The sequence below is a fragment of the Dyadobacter sp. CY261 genome, from assembly GCF_021440085.1.
Lineage (GTDB): Bacteria > Bacteroidota > Bacteroidia > Cytophagales > Spirosomataceae > Dyadobacter.
The window spans coordinates 22,938-49,481 of the sequence record NZ_JAKCPW010000013.1 but is presented as its reverse complement, the minus strand read 5'-3'; the positions used below and the strand labels follow the sequence as shown (position 1 = coordinate 49,481).

The 26,544-nt window shown below is 48.2% G+C and carries 23 protein-coding genes; 16 read left to right on the top strand and 7 right to left on the bottom strand.

Going from position 1 to position 26,544, the window contains the following annotated elements; translation table 11 throughout:
- Positions 1-161 precede the first annotated feature (161 nt).
- From LZD49_RS28855 to LZD49_RS28835, 5 genes are all read left to right on the top strand, one after another.
- On the top strand, positions 162-893 hold the full coding sequence (locus LZD49_RS28855) for an outer membrane lipoprotein-sorting protein (protein ID WP_234671382.1): 732 nt from the start codon (positions 162-164) through the stop codon (positions 891-893).
- A 130-nt stretch (positions 894-1,023) separates the two neighbouring features.
- Positions 1,024-1,551: a YceI family protein gene (locus LZD49_RS28850; RefSeq protein WP_234671381.1), complete on the top strand. Its 528-nt coding sequence runs from the start codon at positions 1,024-1,026 to the stop codon at positions 1,549-1,551.
- A gap of 183 nt (positions 1,552-1,734) precedes the next feature.
- Positions 1,735-2,730, top strand: a complete 996-nt coding sequence (locus LZD49_RS28845; RefSeq protein ID WP_234671380.1) for a mevalonate kinase — start codon at positions 1,735-1,737, stop codon at positions 2,728-2,730.
- A gap of 170 nt (positions 2,731-2,900) precedes the next feature.
- Positions 2,901-3,764, top strand: coding sequence for a UTP--glucose-1-phosphate uridylyltransferase GalU (gene galU, locus LZD49_RS28840; protein WP_234671379.1), 864 nt, complete (start codon positions 2,901-2,903; stop codon positions 3,762-3,764).
- Between the two features lie 20 nt (positions 3,765-3,784).
- Positions 3,785-4,474: an SDR family NAD(P)-dependent oxidoreductase gene (locus LZD49_RS28835; protein WP_234671378.1), complete on the top strand. Its 690-nt coding sequence runs from the start codon at positions 3,785-3,787 to the stop codon at positions 4,472-4,474.
- On the opposite strand, the gene LZD49_RS28830 is transcribed toward LZD49_RS28835, so the two are convergent.
- The gene (locus LZD49_RS28830) at positions 4,471-4,887 is read right to left on the bottom strand and encodes a hypothetical protein (RefSeq protein ID WP_234671377.1); all 417 of its coding nucleotides are present in this window, start codon (positions 4,885-4,887) and stop codon (positions 4,471-4,473) included. The genes LZD49_RS28835 and LZD49_RS28830 overlap by 4 nt on opposite strands.
- Positions 4,888-4,955: 68 nt before the next feature.
- A complete protein-coding gene (locus tag LZD49_RS28825) occupies positions 4,956-6,248 on the bottom strand; it encodes a hemolysin family protein (protein ID WP_234671376.1) in 1,293 nt (430 codons plus the stop codon).
- 143 nt (positions 6,249-6,391) lie between these two features.
- Between LZD49_RS28825 and LZD49_RS28820 the strand changes: the two genes are divergently transcribed.
- From LZD49_RS28820 to LZD49_RS28790, 7 genes are all read left to right on the top strand, one after another.
- The gene (locus LZD49_RS28820; protein WP_234671374.1) at positions 6,392-7,597 is read left to right on the top strand and encodes a DUF763 domain-containing protein; all 1,206 of its coding nucleotides are present in this window, start codon (positions 6,392-6,394) and stop codon (positions 7,595-7,597) included.
- 78 nt (positions 7,598-7,675) lie between these two features.
- Positions 7,676-8,236, top strand: a complete 561-nt coding sequence (locus tag LZD49_RS28815) for a Uma2 family endonuclease (RefSeq protein ID WP_234671373.1) — start codon at positions 7,676-7,678, stop codon at positions 8,234-8,236.
- Positions 8,237-8,368: 132 nt separating this feature from the next.
- Positions 8,369-11,797 (top strand): HEAT repeat domain-containing protein, encoded by a 3,429-nt coding sequence (locus tag LZD49_RS28810; protein WP_234671384.1) that lies wholly within the window; start codon positions 8,369-8,371, stop codon positions 11,795-11,797.
- Between the two features lie 127 nt (positions 11,798-11,924).
- Positions 11,925-12,107: a DUF433 domain-containing protein gene (locus LZD49_RS35855; protein ID WP_310590508.1), complete on the top strand. Its 183-nt coding sequence runs from the start codon at positions 11,925-11,927 to the stop codon at positions 12,105-12,107.
- A gap of 19 nt (positions 12,108-12,126) precedes the next feature.
- Positions 12,127-12,393 carry a DUF5615 family PIN-like protein gene (locus tag LZD49_RS28800; protein WP_234671372.1) on the top strand — a complete coding sequence of 89 codons (267 nt, stop codon included), beginning with the start codon at positions 12,127-12,129 and terminating at the stop codon, positions 12,391-12,393.
- Positions 12,394-12,440: 47 nt separating this feature from the next.
- Positions 12,441-13,472, top strand: a complete 1,032-nt coding sequence (locus tag LZD49_RS28795; RefSeq protein WP_234671371.1) for a hypothetical protein — start codon at positions 12,441-12,443, stop codon at positions 13,470-13,472.
- Positions 13,473-13,499: 27 nt separating this feature from the next.
- Positions 13,500-13,850 carry a DUF6984 family protein gene (locus tag LZD49_RS28790; protein ID WP_234671370.1) on the top strand — a complete coding sequence of 117 codons (351 nt, stop codon included), beginning with the start codon at positions 13,500-13,502 and terminating at the stop codon, positions 13,848-13,850.
- Here the strand turns inward: LZD49_RS28790 and LZD49_RS28785 are convergent.
- Both LZD49_RS28785 and arfB read right to left on the bottom strand, forming a co-directional pair.
- Positions 13,847-15,088 carry an MFS transporter gene (locus LZD49_RS28785; RefSeq protein WP_234671369.1) on the bottom strand — a complete coding sequence of 414 codons (1,242 nt, stop codon included), beginning with the start codon at positions 15,086-15,088 and terminating at the stop codon, positions 13,847-13,849. The genes LZD49_RS28790 and LZD49_RS28785 overlap by 4 nt on opposite strands.
- 14 nt (positions 15,089-15,102) lie before the next feature.
- Positions 15,103-15,510, bottom strand: a complete 408-nt coding sequence (gene arfB, locus LZD49_RS28780) for an alternative ribosome rescue aminoacyl-tRNA hydrolase ArfB (RefSeq protein WP_234671368.1) — start codon at positions 15,508-15,510, stop codon at positions 15,103-15,105.
- Positions 15,511-15,626: 116 nt separating this feature from the next.
- On the opposite strand from arfB, the gene LZD49_RS28775 reads away from it, so the two are divergent.
- Together LZD49_RS28775 and LZD49_RS28770 are read left to right on the top strand one after the other, a co-directional pair.
- Positions 15,627-16,919 (top strand): DUF6600 domain-containing protein, encoded by a 1,293-nt coding sequence (locus tag LZD49_RS28775; protein ID WP_234671365.1) that lies wholly within the window; start codon positions 15,627-15,629, stop codon positions 16,917-16,919.
- Positions 16,920-17,028: 109 nt separating this feature from the next.
- On the top strand, positions 17,029-18,048 hold the full coding sequence (locus LZD49_RS28770; RefSeq protein WP_234671364.1) for a GntR family transcriptional regulator: 1,020 nt from the start codon (positions 17,029-17,031) through the stop codon (positions 18,046-18,048).
- Positions 18,049-18,167: 119 nt separating this feature from the next.
- On the opposite strand, the gene LZD49_RS28765 is transcribed toward LZD49_RS28770, so the two are convergent.
- Together LZD49_RS28765 and LZD49_RS28760 are read right to left on the bottom strand one after the other, a co-directional pair.
- Positions 18,168-19,451, bottom strand: a complete 1,284-nt coding sequence (locus tag LZD49_RS28765; RefSeq protein WP_234671362.1) for a TIM barrel protein — start codon at positions 19,449-19,451, stop codon at positions 18,168-18,170.
- A 63-nt stretch (positions 19,452-19,514) separates the two neighbouring features.
- A complete protein-coding gene (locus LZD49_RS28760; protein ID WP_234671360.1) occupies positions 19,515-21,638 on the bottom strand; it encodes a bifunctional aldolase/short-chain dehydrogenase in 2,124 nt (707 codons plus the stop codon).
- 352 nt (positions 21,639-21,990) lie between these two features.
- On the opposite strand from LZD49_RS28760, the gene LZD49_RS28755 reads away from it, so the two are divergent.
- Together LZD49_RS28755 and LZD49_RS28750 are read left to right on the top strand one after the other, a co-directional pair.
- On the top strand, positions 21,991-23,427 hold the full coding sequence (locus LZD49_RS28755; RefSeq protein WP_234671359.1) for an MBOAT family protein: 1,437 nt from the start codon (positions 21,991-21,993) through the stop codon (positions 23,425-23,427).
- A gap of 3 nt (positions 23,428-23,430) precedes the next feature.
- On the top strand, positions 23,431-24,363 hold the full coding sequence (locus tag LZD49_RS28750) for a hypothetical protein (protein ID WP_234671358.1): 933 nt from the start codon (positions 23,431-23,433) through the stop codon (positions 24,361-24,363).
- A gap of 86 nt (positions 24,364-24,449) precedes the next feature.
- Here the strand turns inward: LZD49_RS28750 and LZD49_RS28745 are convergent, their stop codons facing one another.
- The gene (locus LZD49_RS28745; RefSeq protein ID WP_234671357.1) at positions 24,450-26,540 is read right to left on the bottom strand and encodes a prolyl oligopeptidase family protein; all 2,091 of its coding nucleotides are present in this window, start codon (positions 26,538-26,540) and stop codon (positions 24,450-24,452) included.
- Positions 26,541-26,544 lie beyond the last annotated feature (4 nt).

Here is a 26,544-nt window from a genome sequence, read left to right as displayed (position 1 = left end):
TGGTGCCGAAGCATTGAAAAACTAAGGTTACTCCAAACCATATTCCAAACGGCCGGATTGCAACAATCCGGCCGTTTTTTTGTTTATTTACTAATATCACCCCTGACCTACTGACAATATCTGACTATTTCCGCGAGACAAAATCAACCAACCACACCTTTATGCAACATCCCAAAAGCCTTTTCAAACTACTCTCATTATCAATCGCAATCTGTATTTCAAGCGCAGTTGGCGCTCAAAACCTCGACGAAATTGTTTCCAAACATGTCAAAGCAATGGGGGGCGAGAAGCTGGGCAAATTGCAGAGCATGAAAATTAGCGCCGAGATGGACATTATGAATATGAAAGTACCCATTACCACGACGATCGTGCAGAACAAAGGCTTTCGCAGCGAGACTACAGTGCAGGGAATGACCGTCATACAGGCTGTGAATGGTAACACGGGATGGGCCATCAACCCGATGGCAGGGAATGCCAAGGCCACTGCCCTACCGGAAGATGCGGTGAAGTCCCTAGCCAATGAAACCGACCTGACAGGCCTTTACAATTATAAGGAGAAAGGTTACAAGCTGACGCTCGATGGCGAAGAAGATCTCGCGGGTGCGAAGGTTTACAAAGTGACCATGACTTTGCCGGGCGGGGTTCGTCGGATCAACTATATTTCAAAAGACACATTTTACATTCTGAAAATTGTCGCGCAGACAACCGTCAATGGTCAGGATATTATGTCTGAAAACACACAATCCGACTTCCGGACTGTGGATGGCATCTACTATCCGTTCACTTCCGAAGTAACGACGTCCGCAATGCCCGGCACGAAAATGGGCCTTAAAATCACTTCGCTGGAGGTAAACCCGAAGGTCGATCCAAATATCTTCGTCATGCCCCAGTAACGTCATCTTTTGTACATGTCACCATCCCGGAAACATTTTTCCGGGATTTTTTTATGTATTTGAAACTATTTCTTACATTTACATGTATATACATTAAATGTTGATACACAAAAAAAAACAATCATACGTCATGGCTACTACTAAATGGGTGATTGACCCTACACATTCAGAAATCCAGTTCAAAGTGAAACACCTTGTGATTTCCACTGTAACCGGCGCATTCAAAAGCTTTGAAGGCGGCATTGAAACTGAAACCGAAGATTTCGACGGTGCTACCGTGCACTTCTCGGCCGACGTGGACAGTATAGATACTAACCAGGCTCAACGCGATGCGCACCTGAAATCACCAGATTTCTTCGACGCTGAAAACCATCCTAAACTTTCTTTCTCAGGTAAACTAGACAAGAAAGGCGACGATTCTTACAAGCTTCACGGCGATCTTACTGTGAAAAACGTAACTAAGCCCATCGATTTCGCGGTAGAGTACGGCGGTAACATGACCGACTTCTATGGTAACAACAAGTCAGGGTTCGAAATCAGTGGTAAAATCAACCGTAAAGAGTTCGGCCTCGAGTGGAGTGCAGTGACTGAGGCAGGTGGCGTTGTGGTAGGTGACGACGTGAAATTGATCGCTAACGTTCAGGTTGTGAAGCAATAACATATATAGACCGTTCCTCTTACGAAAAGCGTGGATATTTTTATCCCGCTTTTTTTGTTTCCAGCCGGTTCGTTCATAGATTTCAACCCGCATTAGGTAAAAATTTGAAAAGCCCGCTTATAAGGGCAAAATGGTATTTTATCGTCCAAATAGTTATTACTTCCGGCTAAACAAGCATTTACATTGATCATTGAAACACGCGCCTATGCCCGTGCCGGGCTCTTAGGCAATCCTTCTGATGGCTTTTTCGGAAAAACGATTTCCATATCTGTAAGAAACTTCGGTGCATCGATATCGCTATACGAGTCGCCCGAGCTGCATATTGAGCCTCAACCCCAGGACCTAAACACGTTCCGGAGCATTTTCCATCTCCGCGATTCGGTAAATATGCTGGGTTATAATGGCGGCATTCCTTTGATTAAAGCAGGTATTAAGAAATTCGGTGACTATTGTGAGGAACAAAATATCCGGCTTCCCAACAAGAACTTCACGGCACGCTATCGGTCTTCCATTCCTCGGCAAGTGGGTATGTCGGGTTCCAGTGCGATCATTGTCGCATTGTTCCGGGCATTGATGCAGTTTTATAAAGTGGAAATACCACTTGAAATATTGCCGCAGCTGGTAATGGTAACAGAAACCGAGGAACTAGGCATTACGGCCGGCTTGCAGGACCGCGTGATCCAATGCTATGAAGGCTGTGTGTATATGGATTTTGACAAAACAATGATCCAGACGAGAGGTTATGGCCGCTACGAGCGCATTAACCCCGAACTACTGCCAAAACTTTATGTGGCTTATAATACAAATCTCAGCAAAGTCTCAGGTAAGGTGCACAACGACGTACGCACCCGTTATGACCGCGGCGAGCAGGATGTAATCGATGTCCTCGGGCAAATCGCCCAAAAGGCGGAAGATGGGCGGACCGCATTGCTCGAAGGCCGGTCGGATGACCTGCATCAGTTGATGAATGAAAACTTCGATCTGCGTTGTAAAATTTATAATGTACCGGAATCAAATAAGAAGCTGATCAATGCGGCCAGGGCTTGCGGGGCATCTGCCAAGTTTGCAGGCTCGGGCGGTACCATTATCGGCATTTATAAGGACGACGATATGCTTAACCAGCTCTTTGTGCAGTTGAAGAAATTCAATGCGCGTGTGATCAGGCCGTTTGTGGTTTAGGGCAGTTGTTAGGAATGGTCAGGATGTTGTCAAGAGTGGTCAGGGTTAGTCATTAATTACTTTTATACTCAACTATATTTAAAATGGTGGAAGGGCCGGAGCCCGAAGCCCGTTCAACTTAAACAGAACAATGCTGACGGTAATACCACCGCCAGCTGATGGCCAAAACTATGATTCGTAAAGCTGTTATACCTGCCGCCGGGCTTGGTACCCGATTTTTGCCGGCAACCAAATCGATGCCGAAAGAGATGCTCCCGATTATCGACATTCCTACCATTCAATATGTGGTGCAGGAAGCGGTGGACTCGGGCATCGAAGATATCCTGATCATTTCCGGAAAAGGCAAGCGTGCCATCGAGGACCATTTCGACCGCAATGTGGAGCTCGAAAGCCGCTTGGAGGAGAAGGAAGATTTGATGTGGTTCAATGAAATGCGCCGCCTTGCCGACATGGCGAATGTTCATTTTGTGCGCCAGAAAGAAGCAAATGGTCTTGGTGACGCTATTTACTATGCACGCCACCATGTTGGTAACGAGCCATTTGCAGTCCTGCTAGGCGATACCATTATGGATTCCGTAATTCCCGTGACGCAACAATTAATGGACACGTACGAACAATACGGCGGATCGGTGATCGCGGTGGAGGAAGTACCCGCCAATAAAGTGAACCGTTACGGTATCGTAGGCGGAAACTCGCTGAGTGACACTATTTTAGAATTGTCGACCTTAATTGAAAAGCCCGCGATCGATAAAGCGCCTTCGAACCTCGCCATCGCCGGACGTTACGTTCTGACTCCAGAGATTTTTAACACCATCGAGCAGACACCGAAAGGCAAGAACAATGAAATCCAGCTTACTGATTCGCTGTTGCTGCTTTTGAAACGGGAGAATATATTTGCACACCATATCGAAGGTAAGCGCCACGATATCGGCGACAAGCTCGATTACCTTAAAACGACCGTCGAGTTTGCCTTAAAAAGAAAGGAATTCGCTGAACCATTCCGCAAGTTCCTGATTGATATTTTAAATAAATAAACATTTAAAAAGCCATAACCATGCCCAAACAAGTCATCGTCAGCGGAGCCACGGGAAACCTCGGTAAAGATGTTGTCAGGAAACTCACAGAGCTTGGTTATGGCTTGCATATAAATGTCCGAGAAGGCAAAGCCGACGCCTATGCTGACAATGCGAATGTTTCGAACTACCTGGCCGACCTGGCTAATGCCGAACAAGCCGAAATATTTGTAGCGGAAGCAATCGTTAATGCCGGAAAAATCGAAGCAGGCGTACTACTGGCAGGCGGTTTCGCAATGGCCAGACTGACCGAGACCACCGATGCGGACATCGAACGAATGCTGACGATGAATTTCAAAACGGCATTCCATATCGTTAAGCCTTTAATGAAGCATTTTGAGGTAAATGGAGGCGGTCAGTTCATCTTCATAGGCGCACGCCCTGCGCTTATCGCAGAGGCTGGCGTGGGAAGCTTTGCCTACGCTCTCTCAAAATCACTGATTTTCCAAATGGCCGATCTCATTAATGCCCAAGGAAAATCAAAAAATATAACCGCAACGGTGATCGTCCCGAGCATCATCGATACGCCTGATAACCGCGCAGCCATGCCCGGCTCCGATTTCAACAAATGGATTTCTGCGGCGGATATGGCCGAGAGTATTGCATTTGTACTGAGTGATACGGGGAAAAAACTGCGGCAAACTGTTTTGAAACTTTACAATGAGGCCTAATCTTTCACGGGCCTTGGCACATATTCGATTCTAACTGCGCGTTTACCACCAGGGCCTACGTCTCCGATGGAAATCTGCCCGACATCCTCTGCCATAGCCTCGATCTCTTTCTTTGCCTTCTTCTGACTTTTCACCTTCCTGTTATTCAAAAAATAAACCACACTATCAGCCGGCAGTTCGAATGCTCCCTGATATGAGGGTATCCTAATGATCCTGACCGATTGTTGCCCGTCCGGAAGCAGTCCATCTGGATTACGTGAAATGGTCGGAGAGTAAATGTCGACACCCTTCGCCCGCATTTCTTCATAGGTGGGGAAATGGTCGCCTTTTTTGCCAGGATTCCTACGCGCGCACCCCATTCCACACAATACAAGAAAATTCAAAAACAGCAGCACATTTAAATTTCGAGCCATCCGAAATATTTCTGACAATACCTGACTACAACCGACAACTTTCTGACTAAATCTGACAACCCAAAGGACTAAACGACCAAAACCGCGATCTTAACCAACGTAATCGTACTTCGCTGCTTTTTGAGCACCGTAAACTCATAATGCTTCGTCTTGAGCTTCTCGCCTACTGCCGGAATGCGGCCGAACTTCCAGATCAGGTAACCAGCCAGTGTTTCATAATCGGGCCTTTTGGTAATGTCGTGCGGCAGCTTGTCATTCACATCGCCGATCGGCGCTGAACCTTGTACGGTATAAGTATTGTCGGCTTCGTTTTTAACAATAGGCAATTCATTGTCATATTCATCCTGAATCTCCCCTACCAACTCTTCCAAAATATCCTCCATCGTTACAATGCCGTTCACGCCGCCATATTCATCGATAATCACAGCCATTTGTTGGCGGCTCAGCTGAAACTCACGGAGCAAAACACCGATAGGCTTAGAACCATGCACCGTGGCGATTGGCCTGATGAGTTCTCGCAATACGATTTCTTTGCCCTGCCGCATTTTCAAAAGCAGGTCTTTCAAATGTAAAACCCCGATTATCTCATCCAGCGTATCTTCATAAACCGGCATTCTGGAATAACTGTCTTCTATTACTTTTTCAAGCTTGGCTTCCGAAAAATCATTAATATCGATCCCGACAATCTGCGGGCGCGGGATCATAATTTGCCTCGCTATTCGTTCGGAGAAATCAAATGCATTCTTGATAAGATCGTAATCAGCCGCTTCGATCAATCCACTATCCTTCTGCTGCTGAACCAGATAGCGCAACTCGTCGCTACTATGTACCTCGCTGCCATGAGACGGGCTAATGCCGACCCCTTTCAAAATCACATTCGCAATACCATTTAGCATCCACACAACCGGTCTGAATACGAGAAAAAATCCATGCAACGGATAGGATAAAGCTAACGTGGTGGACTCAGGCCGCTGGATAGCGATCGATTTCGGCGCGAGTTCCCCAAAAACGATATGCAAAACGGTAATAATGGCAAATGCAGTAGGTAAGGCAATGTGATGCGCTAATTCGGGGTCAACCGACAGGCCCACCAAATCCATTGCCCCGATGATCATTTTGGACACCACCGGCTCCCCTATCCAACCCAAGCCAAGGCTTGCCAGCGTAATCCCGAACTGCGTCGCCGCGAGGTAACCATCCAGGTTTGCGACAATTTTCTTGGAAAGAATTGCCATCCTGTTCCCTTCCTGGGCCTTTTGTTCGAGCTGCGACGCACGTATTTTAACTATCGCAAATTCCGCAGCGACAAAAAAGCCATTCAACAGAACGAGTACAAGGGTAATGATAACCTGTAAAACCATAGAGGCCGCCGGATCAGTTAAAGATTAAACGTGTTTAAAAGCTGCATTTTAACAAAAAATTATACCATTGGGAAACCGGGGCGGCCATTAATCCCCCGCCGGTTACCCTCCGCTACCCCTATTTTTCGTAAATTGAATCCATTATGAAAAGTGGTCACGCTGATTTACCTCTGCATTACGGGAAAGTACCTCTATGGCTTGCGCAACGCATGAGCTCGTTGGGTGGCGCTATTGTGGAGGCGATCGTGATGGAATATGGCCGCGATGCATTGCTGCAAAAAATGAGTGATCCATTCTGGTTTCAGTCGCTGGGATGCGTACTGGGAATGGACTGGCATTCGTCGGGCATTACCACGTCGGTGATGGGGGCGTTGAAGCAATCGGTCAATCGTAAATCGTCGGAACTGGGTATCTATCTTTGTGGTGGAAGAGGCAAATATTCCAGGCAAACACCCGCCGAGCTGCTTGCAATCGCCGACAAAACAGGGCTAGACGGACATTTGCTTGTGCATCATAGTAAACTTTCCGCCAAGGTTGACAACACAGCCATTCAAGACGGCTTTCAGCTTTATTTGCATTCATTTGTCCTTTCCAAAGAAGGAAACTGGGCGGTGATCCAACAAGGAATGAACACCGACGATCGCCTGGCACGCCGCTATCATTGGCACTCGCCTAGCATCCTGTCATTCATTGAAGAGCCCCATACATTCATTTACGGTCAGAACCAGGGCAATATTCTGAACCTGACCGCCAAAGATGCCGCGCCCACCCGCACCGGCATTCTGGACTTGACGAAAGAGAATCCGGACAAGATCATGCGGGAAATATCACGGCTCGTCATGCCCGACCACCATGACGTCCGGGCCGGAGACGTGAACCTCAAAAGGCTGGGGGCCGTCCTTGCTTTGGCCCATGAAAATCCTGTCGACAATATGGAATCGCTGCTAATGCTGGAAGGTGTCGGGCCGCGTACCATTCAGTCGCTGACACTGGTGAGCGAGATCATCCACGGCACGCCGTCACGGTTCAGCGATCCGGCCCGCTTCTCGTTTGCCCACGGCGGCAAAGACGGCCATCCGTTTCCGGTGCCCATTACCGTTTATGATGAGTCCATTCTCACCCTTGACCGCGCCATTCAACTCGCCAAAATGGGTGACAAAGACAAATCCGATGCATTAAAAAACCTCTCGAAAGTATCCGCGCAGCTCGAAAAGGACTTTGAACCTAACAACCGCTTCAACGACATCGTGCAGCACGAGCGCGACAACTCCTGGAAATACGAAGGCCGGACCGTAAAAGGCAAAGCCCCAAAACCAAAAGGCTGGAACGGGCAGTTGGAACTGTTTTGAATGTGAGGGATTGTTTTGCTAAATTTATGGATAGCCTCTATGATTGAATACCGAGTACAATAACTAACTCAAAGTGCTATGATACTGCGTTCCACATCGTCTGTTTTGCCTAGCTCCCTGGATGAATTCGTCCACTGGGAGCCCGTCGATGGCTATAAATATGAATGGAACGACGGTAAAATCATCCGATTCGGCAAATTGAAGAAAAAGCACCTCTTCATCATCAGGGGACTTCAACAATTGTTCTTCCGCACCACGGCTTTCTCAAAAGGCGGTGCTTTGATCATGGAACAGGACGTCATGCTCAGCGGCATTCAAATGCGCCGTCCTGATCTCGCTTTTTTCAACGGCCAGCAAATCGACGCTTCTACCGCATCCGATGAAGAACCAATCCCTGAATTTTTGATCGAAGTCATCTCTCCTACTGACGACGCCGAGAAAGTCGAAGAAAAATTAGTCGAATATTTCGATTCGAATGTCAGAGTCGTTTGGCACATTTATCCCGACAACGAAGTCGTGTATGTCTACACTTCCAGAAAACAAGTCAAAATCTGCACCGACCTGGACCTTTGCTCAGCATTTCCAGTAATGGATGATTTTGAAATCGCCGTTAAGGATTTGCTATCGACGTATTTTTGAAAATAGATGACCATTCCAAGTCATATCTGCATTCTTTCCAGACCGTAAGAGCAAATATTAGCTCCATTTTTGATTCCTTTGTATCCGGTTCATAGCGGAACCTGAATAATCCTGCATCAAGCAATGTCCTCAATGATCTCCAAAAACCTCAAAACACCTTTAACCCTGATGGCTGCTACTGCAATTGCGGTGGTGTCCTGTATGAAAATGGCGCCGACTGCCTCCGGGCCGGTCGTGAAAACGAACAGCACGAAAGTGGTGGTCAAAGAAGATGCCGCAACCGGCAAAGCCAGGGCCAAAGAAATCCGCGAAAAAACGGTTGTCAAACTGGCCGATGGCCTGAAACTCGATCTCTGGGCATCCGATTCCCTCGCGCCCGACCCTGTCGCGATTGCGATGGATGACGCGGGTCGTGTTTACCTGAACAGAACCAACCGCCAAAAGAATTCCGAATTCGACATCCGCGGCCACCGCAACTGGATCACCGAATCCATTGCATTGCAAACGGTTGAAGATCGCAGGACATTTTTACACAAAACATTCGCCCCAGAAAAAAGCAAGGAAAACAACTGGCTTAAAGACCTTAATGGCGACGGCTCCCACGACTGGAAAGACCTGGCGGTTGAAAAAGACGAAGTCTGGCGTATTGAAGATACTGACAACGACGGCATTGCGGACGTTTCCATGCGCATTCTCGACGACTTCTTCGACGAAGTTTCCGACGTAGCGGGTGGTTTGCTTGTTCGCGCGAAGGACATGTTCGTCACCATCGCACCGGATGTTTGGCGATTGAGAGACACCAATGGAGACGGTGTTATGGATCAAAAAACGTCGATCAGCCACGGTTACGGTGTGCATATCGGGTTCAGCGGGCACGGAATGTCCAATCCTATTGAGGGTCCGGACGGCAGAATATACTGGAACATTGGCGACATTGGCGCGAATATTACCACTGCGGAAGGTGTGAAGCACGAGCATCCTAACTCCGGTATCATCGCGCGCTCCAACCCGGATGGCAGCGACTTCGAGATCTTCGCGCACGGCCTCCGTAACACGCACGAGTTTGTGTTCGATGAATATGGCAATCTCATCAGCTCCGACAACGACGGTGACCATCCCGGCGAGAGCGAGCGCCTTGTGCATGTCGTAGAAGGCTCCGATGCCGGCTGGCGCTCCAACTGGCAATATGGCAAATACACCGATCCTAAAAACAACAGTTACAAGGTTTGGATGGATGAAAAGCTGTTCAAGCCACGCTGGGAAGGTCAGGCTGCATACATTATTCCGCCCATTCAAAACTTCCATAACGGCCCGACGGGTATGCAATACAACCCCGGAACCGCATTGGGTAAGGAATGGAAAAACAAGTTCTTCCTCGTTGAATTCGTCGGTAACCCGGCGCGTTCTCCCATCTGGTCGTTTGGTTTGAAACCGAAAGGTGCTTCATTCGTATTGGATGGAGAGAAAAATATTTTGACAGGTATTTTGCCAACTGGCATCCGTTTTGGTCCCGATGGCGCACTGTACGTTGCGGACTGGATCAACGGTTGGGATACTAAAAATTACGGCCGCGTGTGGAAACTGGACGTTACCGATGACAAGAACGACCTGAAAGTCGTTCGTACGGAAACGAAACGTTTAATGCAATTGGATTACACCAAACAATCCGATGACGCATTGCTACCGTTGCTTTCCTACGAAGACATGCGTATCCGCCAGAAAGCGCAGTTCGAACTCGCTTCCAGAGGTGCGAAAGGCGCGGCGGTATTGAGCAAAGCCATTGCGCAAACAGGCAACCAGTTTGGCCGCATTCACGGTATTTGGGGAATGGGCCAACTGACTCGTCAGGATAAGGCTTATGCCAATGTGCTGATGACTTTGCTGAAAGATTCGGATGAAGAAATTGCTGTGCAAGCTGCCAAAGTACTCGGCGATGCTAAAATTGCGGAAGCCGGGCCGATGCTCATTCCCATGCTGAAAAGCAAAAACCCGCGCGCACAATTCTACGCGGCGCAGGCACTAGGCCGCATTGCCGACAAGAATGCGGTACAGCCTTTGATTGACATGGTGAAGGCGAATAAGGACGAAGACGTATATCTGCGTCATGCAGGCGTGCTTGCACTCTCACGCATTGGCGAGGTGGCACCGATCGTTGCATTGGCAAACAGCCCCGAAAAATCGCTGCGCATTGCGGGAGTTCTCGTATTGCGTCGTATGAAAAATGAGCAGATCAGCCTGTTCCTGAAAGACAAGGACGAATACATCGTGGCAGAAGCCGCTCGCGGTATCAACGACGACTTGTCCATTCCGGCGGCATTGCCTGCCTTGGCGGCCGTACTGAATGAAAAAGGCTTTACATCCGAACCACTATTGCGCCGGGCCATCAATGCTGCATTGCGCGTGGGTGGTGAAACGCAATTGAATGATCTGATCGCATTTGCAAAAAGAAAAGACGTCAACAAAGAAATACGTGCCGAAGCATTGGCTACGCTGGGAACCTGGGCAAGCCCGTCGGTAACCGACCGTGTAGACGGACGCTACCGTGGCCCGTTGGAGCGTGACCCGGCTGCTGTGAAAGCGAAAATCAAGCCGATGGTGGCCGATCTTTTGCAGGACAACGAACCGGTGATCCTGATCGCTACCGCACAAATGCTCACTAATCTCAACGTGAGCGACAATAATGCTACACTGGCGAAAATCCTGAACGATAGTAACGATCCGAAGGTACGCGCTGCAATGCTTGTTGCATTGAACGATCTAAAATATACGGACATGGAGACGGTCATGAAAAAAGGCATGAGCGATTCCGACGCCGACGTTCGGACAGCCGCATTAGGCATGGTTGGAAGTGTAAATATGTCGAAAGAAGCGCTGGCTGATATCTCAAATACAATCTTTGAAAAAGGTAGCATTCGCGAACAGCAGCAGATCCTGAGAGTTTTGGGAACGCTGCCGGTTGAGAAAACCGAACCGATTTTTAATAGTCTCATCGGTAAAATGGCCGACAGCAAATTACCGCAAAACCTCCTGCTTGATCTCGGCGAAGCCGTTGATTCAACTAAATCCAGCACTTTAATCGCGAAAATAGCGCCCCTGCGCAAGCAAGGCGTCACGGCGGCCGATTACCAGGATGCATTATTCGGCGGAAATGCGCAGATGGGTCGCCGTTACTTTATGACGAGCTCGGCCGCGGAATGCGTGCGCTGCCATTCGATCGGCGGGCAAGGCGGCGAAGTGGGCCCTAACCTTTCCAACATCGGAAGTGTGCTGACCCGCGAACAAATCCTGCAAGCGCTCGTCGAGCCAAGTGCACGTTTGTCGCCGGGCTTCGGGATGGTAATGCTCACATTGAAAGATGGCACCTCAGCCGCAGGTATCCTGGCGCAGGAAAACGAGCACGAACTGGTGCTGAAAACCTCCGAAGCCGAACCGCTGAAAATCGCCGTTTCCCGCATTGCGAAGCGCGAAAACGTTCCATCCAGCATGCCGCCAATGGGCAACATTATGTCAAAAAGAGAAATAAGGGATGTCGTCGAATTCCTCTCGAATTTGAAGAAGTAACCTTGTGAAACCAAATAGTGATTAACCCTGGGATTTTTTAATTCCGGGGTTAATTTTTAGGTTCAGGACAATTTCCGATCCACGATTGTTATCATAACGAAATGGGTATATTTGAAAAAAGATAAACATGACAACGTATCTAACCGAACGAATCGCCATCGATCAGGACATTTGCAACGGTCGGCCCATCATCAGGGGAATGCGGATCACCGTTCAAACTGTGCTGGAATTTCTCCTTGCGGGAACGAAAGCATGTCGCATAAGTATCTTATCGATGTCAACTTACCCTACTATTTTTCAATTGGAATAATCCAGATTACATTCATCAGATGGACATCGAGCGAACTGCAAAGGACTCCGATATCTGGTTCTACGCCAAAAAAGCAGAGATGACTATCATTACCAAGGATTCTGACTTCTCAAACAGGATTCTTATTTCTTCTCCTCCGCCGCGGGTCATTCATTTTCGGGTCGGTAACATCTCTATGAAATCGTTTCATTCGCTTGTCTCCGAAGTCTGGAACGAAGTTACCGAATTGAACCAAAACTATAAATTGGTGGTAATTTTCAGTGACAAGATCGAGGCATTCAACTAGCACAAAGCCAGGCACGATTTTAATCCACCAACATTCCAAAAAACTGAATGGAATTAGACAAGAAAGAAGCCGAAATCGTCACTCGTGCGATACAGACATGGGAGGATGAATCGCGGATTTCCAAAGAACTGGCCACTGAGCTCAAAGGCAGTTATAGCGTCCGGAATGCGAATGTGGATGCCATCGCTATTTATGCATTGATTGCGGCCGTTTCGTGTGGATTGCTTGCATTTGGAGCTTTGGTATTGGATGAAAAGTGGATCGAGCTGCTGCGGAAGCGCTGGGGATTTTCGGAGAATATTGTCGGCGTCGGGTTTACAGCTGTCGCGGGTCTTCTGGTATATTTTGCTAAAAGGCGTTTGAACAAAACGCAGCATGCGAGAGTCAGTAACGAGGTGTATAATATTGCCATTATCCTCACGGTCGCGATTGCGATCACTTACTGGACGAGGGGATTGCTGGATGGAACGGGCAATTACGCACTACCGCTTCTACTCGCGGCGCTGACCTACGGCGGCATTGCCGTTTTCCTGCGCTCTACCCTGCTTTGGGTGTCTGCTATTATCGCATTAGCCGGCTGGTGGGGTGCACAAACGCATTACTGGTCGAATGGCAGTTTCCGTTTCATGGGTATGAACTACCCACTGCGGATGACGGTTTTCGGGTTGATAATCTGGGCTTTGTCATTCATCGTTGGAAAAATCTCGTCTATGGCGTTTTTAAAGGAAGTTACCTACACGGTAGGTCTGTTTCTGTTTCTTTTGGCCGCCTGGACGCTCTCCATATTTGGTAACTATGCTGACTATGAAGGGTGGAAAATGCTCAAACAAAGCCATTTCTGGTTTTGGGCACTCAGTTTTACTGTGGTGCTAGCCGGGCTGCTCTTTTACGCATTTCAATACAAACAGGAAACCCTGCGGGACCTTGGACTTATTTTCTTCCTGCTGAATATTTACACCCGCTATTTTGAATATTTCTGGGACAGGACCAATGCGGGGATTTTCTTTGCATTGCTGGCGTTGTCATTCTGGTTTGTGGCCAAGAAAGCCGAGCAATGGCGCGGCAACGCATCGGCATAATCCATTTATTTACCAATTGAAAATACAATGAGCAACATCAGACCCATTCGCCCGGAAGAACTCGATATTATCCATTTTCTGCTCGAAAAGCTGAACCTGGATCCGATCGATTACCCCGTAAATGAACAGGTGGATGAATATGAGGACGGGAAAATGGGCAGCATCAGTTTGGGCGGTGACGTCAATGGTTATGCGGGTGATCTCATTCAGGCCGAATATGTCGATATCGACAACACGCCGGTTGTGATCACACTCACGCAAGATACCAGTGGCCGTTTGCTCGACCTCGACTTCTGGAAGGTCGATTTTACCAAATTATTGGAATACCCTACACCTGACAAGCTGATATTCGGCAAAACGCCAGAAACTGAGGACTAGGCTTCCTCATAATCCAGATCCTTGCCATACGTCTCCTCCATTTGCCAGAGTGATAGCAACGCCAGCGAGAAGCAAATAGCCGCAACAATAGCGCCCGAATGCAAAACGCCAGAATCCTTTTTCAGGAACTGGAACAATGGCAGGGTGAGCAGCACCGTCGCTCTGACATTGTTCGCGACAGAAGTTGTAACAGTCGCGCGCAGGTTGGTACCAAATTGTTCGGCAGTGGTAGTGAGGAACATGGCAATGTAGCCGATCGAAAATCCAAGCCATAGATAGCAAATGTAAAGCGTCGTGGCGGAGTTGATACCGCCGGAAAGCAGCCAAACGACGCCGACCAGGGTCATGAGCATCATTAACAAAATTGCTTTTCGCCTCGACCGCAGCCATTGGCTCAGTATTCCGCTGAAAAAATCGCCCGTGACCACGCCGATGTAAGTATAAAGCACGCATGTACCAGCCTGTATTTCCTCCGCAATGCCCAATGCTTTCGCAAATTCATTCCCGAATGTGGCGTAGATGCCAATGACCATGTAAGTCGGCAGACCAATGCCCATACAGCGCAAATAGCGCACAAACCGCGACCAACTGGTGAAGATCGTCCACCAGGGCACGGGTTTGGATCCCCGTTTTTCGAGACTTTTGTTGAATACAATCGATTCGAGCACGTTCAAACGTAAAATCAGCAAAATCAATCCCATTCCTCCTCCGATAAAATAAGCCATACGCCAGTCGGTAAGCTTGACGGCGAAGAATGCGGCGATCGCGCCTGCGAGGCCGACGCTCGCCATAACCGAGGCACCATAACCGCGCAATTCCTTTGGTAATATTTCAGCAATGAGGGTAATGCCTGCACCCAGTTCTCCGGCAAGGCCAAACCCCGCAACAAACCTCAAAATGGAATATACCTCGACATTTTGGGTAAATCCGCAGGCAATGTTCGCAAGGGAGTAGGTCAATATGGAACCGAAAAGTACCGAACGCCTTCCTAGCTTGTCCCCCAATATCCCCCACATAAACCCGCCAATCAGCAGGCCGGCTTGCTGCCAGTTGTAAATACTGGCACCTATTTGAGAAATCTCCTCTTCCGACAGCCCGAGGTCTTTCAGGCTCGGTACACGTACGATATTGAAGAGCAAAAGATCATAAACATCCACAAAATAGCCGAGGGAGGCCACAATGACGGGCAGTGTAAATACAGCGCTAAGTTTAGGTTGAACAGGCGTTACGGCGGTCATAAAATGTTTGGTATTTATTCATCAAAGGGCTTTCGGCGCATTGATTTAATAGCGGCGTTGCGTTGCTTGGCCTTTAATCTGTCGAGTTTGGATGCAAATGTCGGTTTGGTGGGTTTACGGTCCTTTTCAACGAATAGCGCCTGGCGGATGAGCCGGTTGAACTTTTCGACAACTTTGTCTTTGTTGGCCAGTTGTGAGCGTTCGGTCTGATGGTATAATACCAGCACTTTACCATTCGTTAATCGGTTGGATAATTTTTCGGTAAGCTTTTGCTTGTCCTCGTCGGCCAGGAATTGTGAGTTCGGGATGTCAAAACGCAGTTCCACCTTGGTTTCGACCTTATTCACATTTTGTCCTCCTTTACCACCGCTCCGGGCTGTTTGGAACACCAGTTCGGGATGCAGGATTACAGGATCGATCATTTTTTCAAAGTTTTGTTAACACGTGTTAATGTCCGGCGAGGCAATTAAACCAGCATCTAAAAGTAACGTCCAAGAACCGATTTTTAACAACAGGAAAACAATTAAAACATAAAGCCATGGACACCATGCGTACACTTAGGATACTCAGCTTGTTCATTTTGATGCTGGGAGGTGTTTCCGTTTCAACCAAAACCCAGGCGCAGCCCGGTTTCAGCATCAATTTTCAAACGTTCTACGACGAACTCTCCCCTTACGGCCGATGGACGCGTAACCCCCAATATGGCTCCGTCTGGATCCCCGACGTTCCCCGCGGTTTTCAACCCTATTCGACTTCCGGCTATTGGGAAGTGACCGAATATGGTAACACCTGGGTTTCGGAATACGACTGGGGCTGGGCTCCTTTCCACTACGGCCGCTGGTCGTACGACGATTACAACGGCTGGTTCTGGATCCCCGATTACGAATGGGGCCCTGCGTGGGTGAACTGGCGTTCGGGTGGCGGCTATTACGGCTGGGCACCACTTGGCCCCGGTGTGAATATCAATGTATCGATCAACATTCCGTCGTTTTGGTGGGTCTTCGTACCGCAACGCTACATTACCAGCCCGCGCTGGCATTCATATTGCGCCCCGCCACGACGTGTGTCGCATTATTACAATAATACGGTGATCATCAACAATTACTATCGTAGCAACAACCGCACCTATGTATACGGTCCGCGCCGCGACGAGATTGAACGTGTGACCCGCAGAAGCGTGCCGGTGCGGACGATTGACGCCAGCCCGAGAGGCCGTGGAAGAGTGATCATAGCCGACCGTGGTAATGGCCGTTACGATTACGGAACCCGGGATAATGACCGCGGTGGCCGCACCGTTGACGCCAATCCGCGTATCGACAGAAGCAACCGCAACGACGATAACCGCATTGAACGCGGTGACAACTCAAGACGTGGCTCGCGCAACCCTTTCGACGAACGAAACAATGGCCGCAGCGAGCGTAACCGTGAGTCTACGCCGATCGATGGTCGGAGCGACCGCAATGAAACGCCAAACCCTAGTCGGAATGACCGTTACGAAGCGCCAAATCCCAGCCGCAACGACCGCAATGAAGCCCCTAACCGCTCGGAGCGGAACCGCGACTTTGGCAATCCAGGCAATAGTCCGGAACGTACAAACCGCCCGGAACGCGTGGAGCGCCCGAATATCGAAAGACCAGAGCGTGTTGAACGCAGCAACCGTACTCCTGAATCGCCATCCCCCCGTGTGGAACGCCAGGAGAGAAGTGCTCCGGAACCTCGCAGCAATGATCGGGGTAACCGCGGAGGCGACAATGGAGGCAGTCGTAGTAGCGATAATGGAGGTAACCGCGGAGGTGGTTCCAGTGAGCGAAGCGGCAGAGGACCGAGATAATTTTAATCCTTAATATAAAAACAACCCGTCGGAATAGTAAGTATTATCCGACGGGTTGTTTTTGTTTTATAAATGTTATTTTTAGCTTGATCCCAAACCCACGGAATGAATGGAAATACAATTTGACATTGAGTTTAAGGAGAGTGCACCGAAGTACATGCAGATTATCAAATCGCTGTTACAGGCGATTAGTAAGGGGAAGTTGAAAAGAGGCGATAAGATCCCTTCTATCAATCAGTTGAGTGAAGAATACCTGCTTTCCCGCGATACTGTCGAAAAGGCGTACAAGCATTTGATCAAAGACGGCGTATTGATTTCCGTGCGGGGGAAAGGCTATTTCATCAACCGCGTGGATATTGAGACATCGCTGCGCATTCTGCTGGTTTTCAATAAAATTAGTAATTATAAAAAGCAGGTTTACAATGCATTTGTGGAGAATATCGGCCGTAATGTCAATGTTGACCTGCACATTCACCATTCCAACACCAATATCTTTAAGAACCTGATCAAAAACAGTCTGGGCGAATACGATTACTATGTAATCATGCCGCATTTCTATGAAAAGGCCGAAGAGGCCGTTGAAACGCTCAAAATGATCCCGCCCGAGAAGCTGATCCTGCTGGATAAGGACATTGAATTCAACAGCAAAAAGCATTCATCCGTTTTCCAGAATTTTGAAAAGGACATTGTGCATGCGCTTAATGAGGCGGTGGATTTATTGAAGGTTTACAAAAAGCTCGTCCTCATTTTCCCGACTATTATCCGTTATCCGAAAGAGATTATCAAGGGCTTCCGGATCTTTTGCATACAGCACGAATTCGAGCACGAGATCATGTATGATTTTCATGAAAACAGTACGGCTGTGAAGGATACCGCTTATGTGGTGATCGAAGAAAACGACCTGGTGAACCTGATCAAGAAATGCAAGGAGCAGCAACTGGTCATTGGGAAGGACATTGGCATTATTTCCTACAACGAAACACCATTGAAGGAAATCCTACTCGACGGCATTACCACCATTTCGACAGATCATGAGCAAATGGGTAAAACCGCAGCCGAAATTATCCGGGAAGGAAAAAGGGCAATTGTCAAAAACCCATTTACATTAATCCGGCGAAAATCGCTTTGATTTGATACATGTCAGTCTGAGCGAAGTCGAAGACAGTCCGTACGGCAACATCGTACTTGAGCTTCGACCGCCCGTCCGCTTAGGTACCGGCCTTCGACTGCGCTCAGGCTGACAATGCGTTAAAGCCCCGTCGCTACCGTCAGTTTACCGCGCTCGTTCAGCAACTCGTTGCGGACGCCGATGTGACGGTACAAGCCGATCGGGTCGAGTGAGCCGCCGCTTAGGCGCATGGCCTCGCGGACGAGCGGGCGTACATCCGTCCGGAAAGCATTCTGCAATATTTGCTGGGCTAATACTACATCATTATCATTTCTGGCTTGTTCCAGTTTCTTTCGGTCGACGAGCAGTGCTTGTGCGTGAGCGAGCAAAATCGCTTCTACTGATTGCAATAAGTCTTCCAGTGGATCTTTCACATTATGGCTGGCGTCGATCATCCAGGCGTAGGTGTCGCTGGCTCGATTGGCGCGTTTCATACCTTCCACCAATTCTACGAAGATCAGGAAGAGCTGGTAAGGGCGGATAGCGCCTACTGTGAGGTCGTCATCCCCATATTTGGAATCATTGAAATGGAAACCGGCAAGTCTGCCTTCCATCATCAGGGTTGCTACGATTTGCTCAATATTGGCATTAGGCAAATGGTGGCCCAGATCCACCAGTACATCCGCTTTGGGGCCTAGTTTCTGACAAAAAAGCAGCGAGCTGCCCCAATCCTGGATCACGGTGGAATAGAAATTCGGCTCGTAGGCTTTGTATTCAACAAAGACCTTCCAGTCGTCTGGCAATGCAGCGTAAATTTCTTGCAATGATTCCAGCGTATTCTGGAATGCCCGCACAAAGTTGGACTGGCCGGGGAAGCATGATCCGTCCGAAAGCCAGATCGATAGCGACTTGGAACCGAGATTTACACCATGTTTAATCACCTCGATATTGTGCTCAACCGCCTGCTTACGCACCTTCGCATCCACGTGCGACAAAGAGCCGAACTTATAGGAATGCTCCTGATCCTTCTGATCCTGGAAAGTATTGGAATTGACTGCGTCAAAAGTAAGGCCCAACGAGGTTGCGAGATCAATGATCTGCTGCGCCTGGCCGGGAATATCCCACGGAATATGCAGCGAAATTGAGCCACTGGAACGGTTCAATGCATGGAGCAAACCAACATCTTCGATCTTCTCTTCCAGCGAGCGCGGTTCGCCTACGCCAGAGAACCGGCCGAAACGCGTTCCGCCGGTGCCCAATGCCCAGCTCGGGATCGCCACCTGGAATGCTTCCAGCGCCTTCACAATGTCTTTTGCATTGATTCCCTGCTCGCCCAGCTGCTCTTGCAGGAAAATGAACTGATTGTTATGCCGCGAAAACAGGCTATCGTTATGCTGGTCTATCTGATATTGTTCAATTTTCATCCGGATAGTACGAAAAAAGCATTGCCAGGCTTGGAGGCCCGGCAATGCTTGTGAATGTTTAAATTATCTCAGGAATGCCGCCGGTACGCCGCCATCCACATTGATGACGTTTCCGGTGCTCTTGTTGAGCAATCCGCTCACGAAGATGTAAACGCCGTTTGCGATGTCGTCCGTGTGGATTTCCGCATTCAGTACCGTTCTTTTTGCATAGTAGGCCGGCAGTTCTTCTACTTTAATGCCGTACGCTTTCGCACGTCCGGCAGCCCAGCCGCTTTCCCATATCTTGCTTCCGGCGATTACCGCATCGGGGTTCACCACGTTCACGCGGATCCTGTCCGGACCGAGCTCGGCAGCCAGCAGGCGCGACATGTGTTGCTGTGCAGCTTTGGCTGTTCCATAAGCCACGTTATTTGGGCCGGAAACAATTCCGTTTTTGCTTGCAATGTTGATAATATCACCGCCCAACCCTTGCTGACGCATAATCGCGACTGATTCCTGCGATACCAGGAACTGGCCTTTTACCAATACATCCTGCAAAATATCCCAGTCTTTGATAGTCGTATCCGCTAATGGCTTCGAAATCGATAAACCTGCGCAATTTACCACTATATCCAAACCACCATATTTCAATTTGGTCGAGTGCAATGCGGCTTTGATCGCCTCGTCGTCGAGCACGTTCGCTACGGTAGTATCTGAAAAGTCCTTGCCGAATTTAGCGTCGAATTCCGCTTTCGTTTCTGCTAATGCTTTTTCATCGATATCGGAAATCACCACGCAAGCACCCTCCTGCAACAGCTTTTGGGCAATTGCTTTACCGATACCGCCCGAGCCGCCGGTTACGAATGCCACTTTGCGGGAAACCGATTTTTCTTTCGGCATACGCTGCAATTTTGCTTCTTCCAGCAACCAGTATTCGATATCGAATGCTTCCTGCTCCGGTAACGATACATAAGAAGAAATCGCCTCGGCGCCTTTCATTACATTGATCGCATTGATGTAAAATTCGGCCGCTACACGTGCAGTTTGCTTGTCTTTTGCGAACGAGAACATCCCCACACCTGGCAGAAGGATAATCACCGGGTTCGGGTCACGCACTGCGGGGCTGTTTGAATGCTTGCAACGGTTGTAATAAGCGATATAATCCGCGCGGTAAGCCTCGAATTGTGGGCGGATATGATCCAGAATTTCGGTGTCAGCCGCTTCGAGTTTTTCAAATGGCAAGTCGAGCACCAGCGGGCGGATCTTCGTGCGCAGGAAATGGTCGGGGCAACTGGTACCAAGTGGCGCCAGTTTGTCCAGGTCGTGGCTCGAGATAAATTCCAGCACACGCTCGTCATCGGTAAAGTGACCGATCATCGCTTGCTGTTCTGAGGCCAAACCGCGCAGGTAAGGTGCCAGTTTGCCCGCTATCGAGGCGCGGCGTTCTTTCGGCTCGCTTTCCAGACGCACTCCCCCGAAAACAGGGCGGCTTTTACCGTAGTTTTCGGCCAGATATTCCGACGCTCTTTCGATCGTGTCGAGTGTATTAATGTAAGATTCGTAGGCAGTATCGCCCCATGTGAACAATCCGTGTCCGCCGAGTACGATACCCCGGATGCCCGGATTATCATTCAGCGCCTGTTCGAGCTGCAAACCGAGGTCGAAGCCGGGACGCTGCCAGGGCACCCATGCCAGTTCGCCATTGAACAGTTCCTTGGTAATAGCCTCACCTTCCTTGGAAGCCGCGATCGCGATCAGCGCGTCGGGGTGCAGGTGATCGATATGTTTGAACGGCAGCAAACCATGTAGCGGCGTGTCGATCGAAGGCGCTTTCGATTTCAGGTCATAAATGCAATGGTTGAACAGTTCCACCATTTCATCTTCAAATTCCAGTCCTCGGTAGATGCTTTTCAGGCTATGCAGGCGGTCAACATACAGACCCGCCAGTCCGCTTCTTGTTAAAGTACCAATATCTCCACCCGAGCCTTTGATCCACATCACTTCGACAGGATTGCCAGTCAGCGGATCTTTTTCAATGGTTTTACAGCTCGTGTTTCCACCAGCGTAGTTGGTCAGGCGTAGATCGGCACCCAACAGATTTGAACGGTACAAGAGGAGTGCGACCTGATCGTCACCAAGAGAGGCGGCTTTCTCTTCATCCCATAAATAGCTTACATACCTGTACTGGCTTACTTTAGAACTGCTCATATTTGTTTCCTGATTATTGATCGTTTGTGAGGTAAGAAGTCTTCTTTCTGAAAGTATTTTAACAGATTAATACTACTCTGAACGCATGTGCAAGATTAGGAAACTTACCAATGCACACCGTCCTGTTGTATCCTGCATGTTGAAATAATTTGAGAATTAATGTGAGAATTGGAAGTTTTCAATTATCCCTCCATGAAAACAGCTCACTTAGAAGTGATAGACTTCAAAAGTCAAGAATAACCTTACTCCGCACAAGTGACCGTTTAATAATTAATTGTCACCACAAGGTAATTAAATAGAGGGGTTTTGCTAACTTTCTTTAACAAGAATATCACAATTCCTTCTCTATTTTATGCTATTCAATTCACCTGGCTTCGCTGCGTTCCTTCCCGTGGTTTTCGTCCTGTATTGGTTCATAGCAAGAAAGTCGCTTCAATATCAAAACATCCTGCTGCTTGCAAGCAGTTACTTCTTCTATGGGTGTTGGGACTGGCGTTTCATGTTTCTGCTCATGTTCTCGACAGGGCTGGATTTTTATACCGGATTGAAGATACATCACTCGGAATCATCGTCCGTACGCAAGGGCTGGCTGATTACCAGCGTCGTCATTAACATTGGTTTTCTTGCTTACTTTAAATACTATAATTTTTTCTTTAGCTCATTCTCAGAGTTGCTGCAAAGCGTGGGACTATCATTTAACATACAAACACTTAATATTATCCTGCCGATCGGCATCTCCTTTTACACATTTCATGGCCTTTCTTACGTATTCGACATCTACAATCATAAAATAAAGCCTTCCACTAATTTAACTAACTATTCCCTCTTTGTGAGTTTCTTCCCTCTGCTTGTGGCCGGGCCAATCGAACGCGCCAATCACCTTTTACCGCAGATCGAAAAACCCCGGCGTTTTGAATACTCCAGAGCCGTGGATGGTCTTCGGCAGATGCTGTGGGGATTTTTCAAAAAAATTGTCGTTGCGGATAGTTGTGCAGAATATGCCAATCTGGTTTTTTCAGACCCCGAAAATTATTCTGCCAGTACCCTGATTGTCGGAGCCATTTGCTTTGCTTTCCAAATCTATGGGGACTTTTCGGGCTATTCCGACATCGCGCTCGGTACAGCGAGGCTTTTCGGGTTTGAGCTGTTAAGAAACTTCGCATTTCCCTACTTTTCAAGAGACATCGCCGAGTTTTGGCGCAGATGGCACATTTCCTTGTCGTCCTGGTTCAAAGACTATTTGTATTTCCCTCTTGGAGGAAGCAGACGCGGAAAATTACAGAGCATTCGAAACACCCTCGTCATATTTCTCATAAGCGGTTTCTGGCATGGCGCGAACTGGACGTATATCATTTGGGGTATCTATCACGGATTGCTATTTCTGCCACTTTTAGTCTTTGATAAAAATCGCAAACATACCAATATCGTGGCTGAGGGGAAATTACTTCCATCTCCGTTAGAATTATTTCAAATACTAACCACCTTTGTTCTTGTTGTGATTGGCTGGATCATCTTCCGCGCTCCCGACCTATCCACTGCAATCCTGTATTTCAAGGGCATCCTCGATCCCTCGGTTTTAAGTCTGCCCCTACACGACGGCTACCACACCATGTTTCCCAAGATGCTATTCATGATTCTCGTGGAATGGTTTCAACGCCACCAGTTGCACCCTATGACTATCGACAAATCCCCGAAAATAGCTTTTCGCTGGGCGATATACGTTGTCCTTTTGATGGTTTGCATTGCCAATTTCAAACAGAACCAGGAATTCATTTATTTTCAATTCTAAGCGATGAAGAAATTTATTCTTAAAACCTTGTTGTTTGCGTTAGTAACGGGAATCATTCTCATTTATGCCCTCCTACTAATGCCAAACCCGGCTATCGAGCACAATATGATGAGTGCTTTGCTGGATAAGCACAAGCGTCTCGAACAAACACCTTCTCCCAGGATCATCTTTATTGGTGGGTCTAACCTCAGTTTTGGATTGGATAGCAAAAAAATTGAAGAACAACTCCAAATCCCGGTGGTTAATGCGGGCTTACATGCCGCCATTGGTATGAAGTATTATCTTAACGATATCAAGCCCTACATTAGAAAAGGCGATCTGGTGATTCTGTCCCCCGAATATGGTCAATTTTACACTGATGCCTTTTACGGACGGACCGAACTGGTCTGTGTCCTTTTCGACGTGTATAGGGAAGGTCAAATGCATCTGGATTTCCGACATTGGTGCCGACTGTTAAAGTTCATCCCCGGATATGCCGTTTCCAAACTAAAACCGACTAAAAAACGCAGTAAAAATCAGACAATCAGCGTCTATGATCGCAAAGCTTTCAATGAGCATGGAGATGCTTTCATCCACTGGAATTTGCCCCGTAAATATATCAAACCTGCCAGCCCTATTTCTGCCGACGAACAGGTAAGCGGGGAGGTAGTGTCCTTTATAGAAGATTTTGAAGACCACGTTAATTCTTTATCTGCCGACTTCCTCATAGTCCCGCCTGCGTATCAATCCAGTTCTTATGCAAATCATGCTGCGATCATCGACAGCGTCATGCAGGCACTGGCGAAAGCAGACCTACCGGTGATCTCAATGCCGGAAAAATATCGTTTTGACGATTCCTTGTTTTTCGACACCTATTATCACCTTACCAAGCCGGGCATTGATATTCGAACTAGGATGCTTATAGATGATTTACGGATGGTTGTAAAAAGAGATTAATACAATGTAACCGAATGCATAACATAGTCACACTCCGGTTACAAATATTTATTAAAGATTAATACTAGCTAGTAAGCCCCAACAAATCACTTCCAAACCAGCTCCATATTCCGAAACAAAAACGCATAAATATCCGCCTGGGTTTCGAGCGCTTTTTGGGTGTTACTAGCGCCGTGACCGGAGTTGGTATCAATCCGGATCAGCAACGGATTTACCGAAGATTGGCCGGCTTTGGCTTGTAACTCGGCGGCATACTTGAACGAATGCGCGGGTACAACACGGTCGTCGTGGTCGGCGGTGGTAATCATAATAGCAGGATATTTCCCGTCTGCATTGATATTATGAAGCGGGGAGTAGTCGTATAAAACCTTGAATTCCTCCGCATTATCGCTGCTGCCATAATCTGCAATCCAGTTCCAGCCGATTGTAAACTTGTGAAAACGGAGCATGTCCATTACACCCACTGCAGGGAACGCAACTTTAAATAGCTCCGGACGCTGGTTCATCACCGCGCCCACCAGCAGGCCACCATTGGAACCTCCCTGTATAGCCAGATGCTCGGGTGAGGTATATTTTTCCAGGATCAAATATTCTGCGGCCGCAATGAAATCGTCGAACACATTTTGCTTTTTCAACTTCATTCCCTGCTCATGCCATTTTTCACCATATTCGCTGCCGCCTCTGAGGTTCGCCTGCACATACACTCCTCCCTGATCAAAAAACGGAATACGGGTAGGACTAAACGCAGGCGGCAAACTTACATTGAACCCGCCATAGCCGTACAAGATGGTCGGATTGGCGCCGTCCAGTTTCAGCCCTTTCTTGTGGGTAATAAATGCAGGGATGCGTGTACCGTCCTTGCTGGGATAAAATACCTGTTTTGTTTCATACTCCGATGGCTTAAACGAAACCTCAGGCTCCCTGAAAACACCACTTTTTCCACTGGCAATGTCGTACCGGAAAATGGTAGCCGGATAGTTGAAAGAAGTGAATGTGTAAAATACGAAGGTATCTTCCTTATCGCCTCCAAAACCCGTGGCAGAGCCTAAGCCCGGCATTTGAATTTCGCTCTCATAGACTCCTTGCGTATTGTATACAAACGCACGCGTGGTGACGTCTTTTAAATAGGAAGCGAAAAGCTTTCCGCCCGCCAGTTCGGCATTTTCGAGTGGCTCTTCTTTTTCGGGCAACACAGTTTTCCAGGACCGGTCAGCCGATTTAAAAAGCATCACTTTTCCATTTGGGGCATCATCGTTCGTTTCGATCAGAAAATCGCCGCCGATGTTGTCTATAATGCGGAAACGTGAGTCGGTAATTTCCTCGCGCACCGGCACAAAATGCTTTTCACCTCGTTTCAATACCCACACCCCATTGCCATCCTTCCCTTTTCCGCGATCGCTTACACTAAGCACGGCATATTGCTCGTCCTCGGTTGTACCTACAGTGTGAAAGCGCTGCGGATTGGCCGGATCTTCAAATACCAATTTATCCTCTTCCTGTGCCGTACCCATTCGGTGATAAAACACCTGATGGTTTTCATTTTTGGCGGCCAATGCGCTGCCATCGGGTTTAGGATAGCGGCTGTAATAAAACCCATCGCCTTGCCACGCAGCACCGGAAACTTTGACCCATTCCACCTTATCTGCCAGCATGGACAAGTCTTGCATTTTCATCACCTGGTATTCCTGCCAGTCGGAACCACCTTTTGAAAACCCTAAAACGGCATGAGTACCATCTTTGGAAAGGCTGAAAACGGTCAGCCGCGTAGTGCCGTCAGGGGAAAGTTTGTTCGGATCGATCACAACTTCAGGTCTACCGTTCAGACCTCTTTGGCGATAGAGCACTGCCTGATTTTGCAAACCATCGTTTTTATAAAAATAGAAATATTCGCCCTTCTTCCGTGGGGCAGAATATTTGGGATAATTATACGCCTTTTCGAGATCCTGGAATATTTTCTCCCTGAACGGGATCGCATTCAGGTAACCAAATGTGACCTCGTTCTGCGCTTTCACCCATTGTGCCGTTTCTTCCGAGCGGTCGTCTTCGAGCCAGCGGTAAGGATCCGCTACTTTTACGCCGTGGTATTCGTCGTAATGCTCCTGTTTCCGGGTTTCAGGATATTTCAATTGCTGGGCGCTGCCGTTGCCCGATAATGCCGATGCTGTCAATAAAGTCATCACT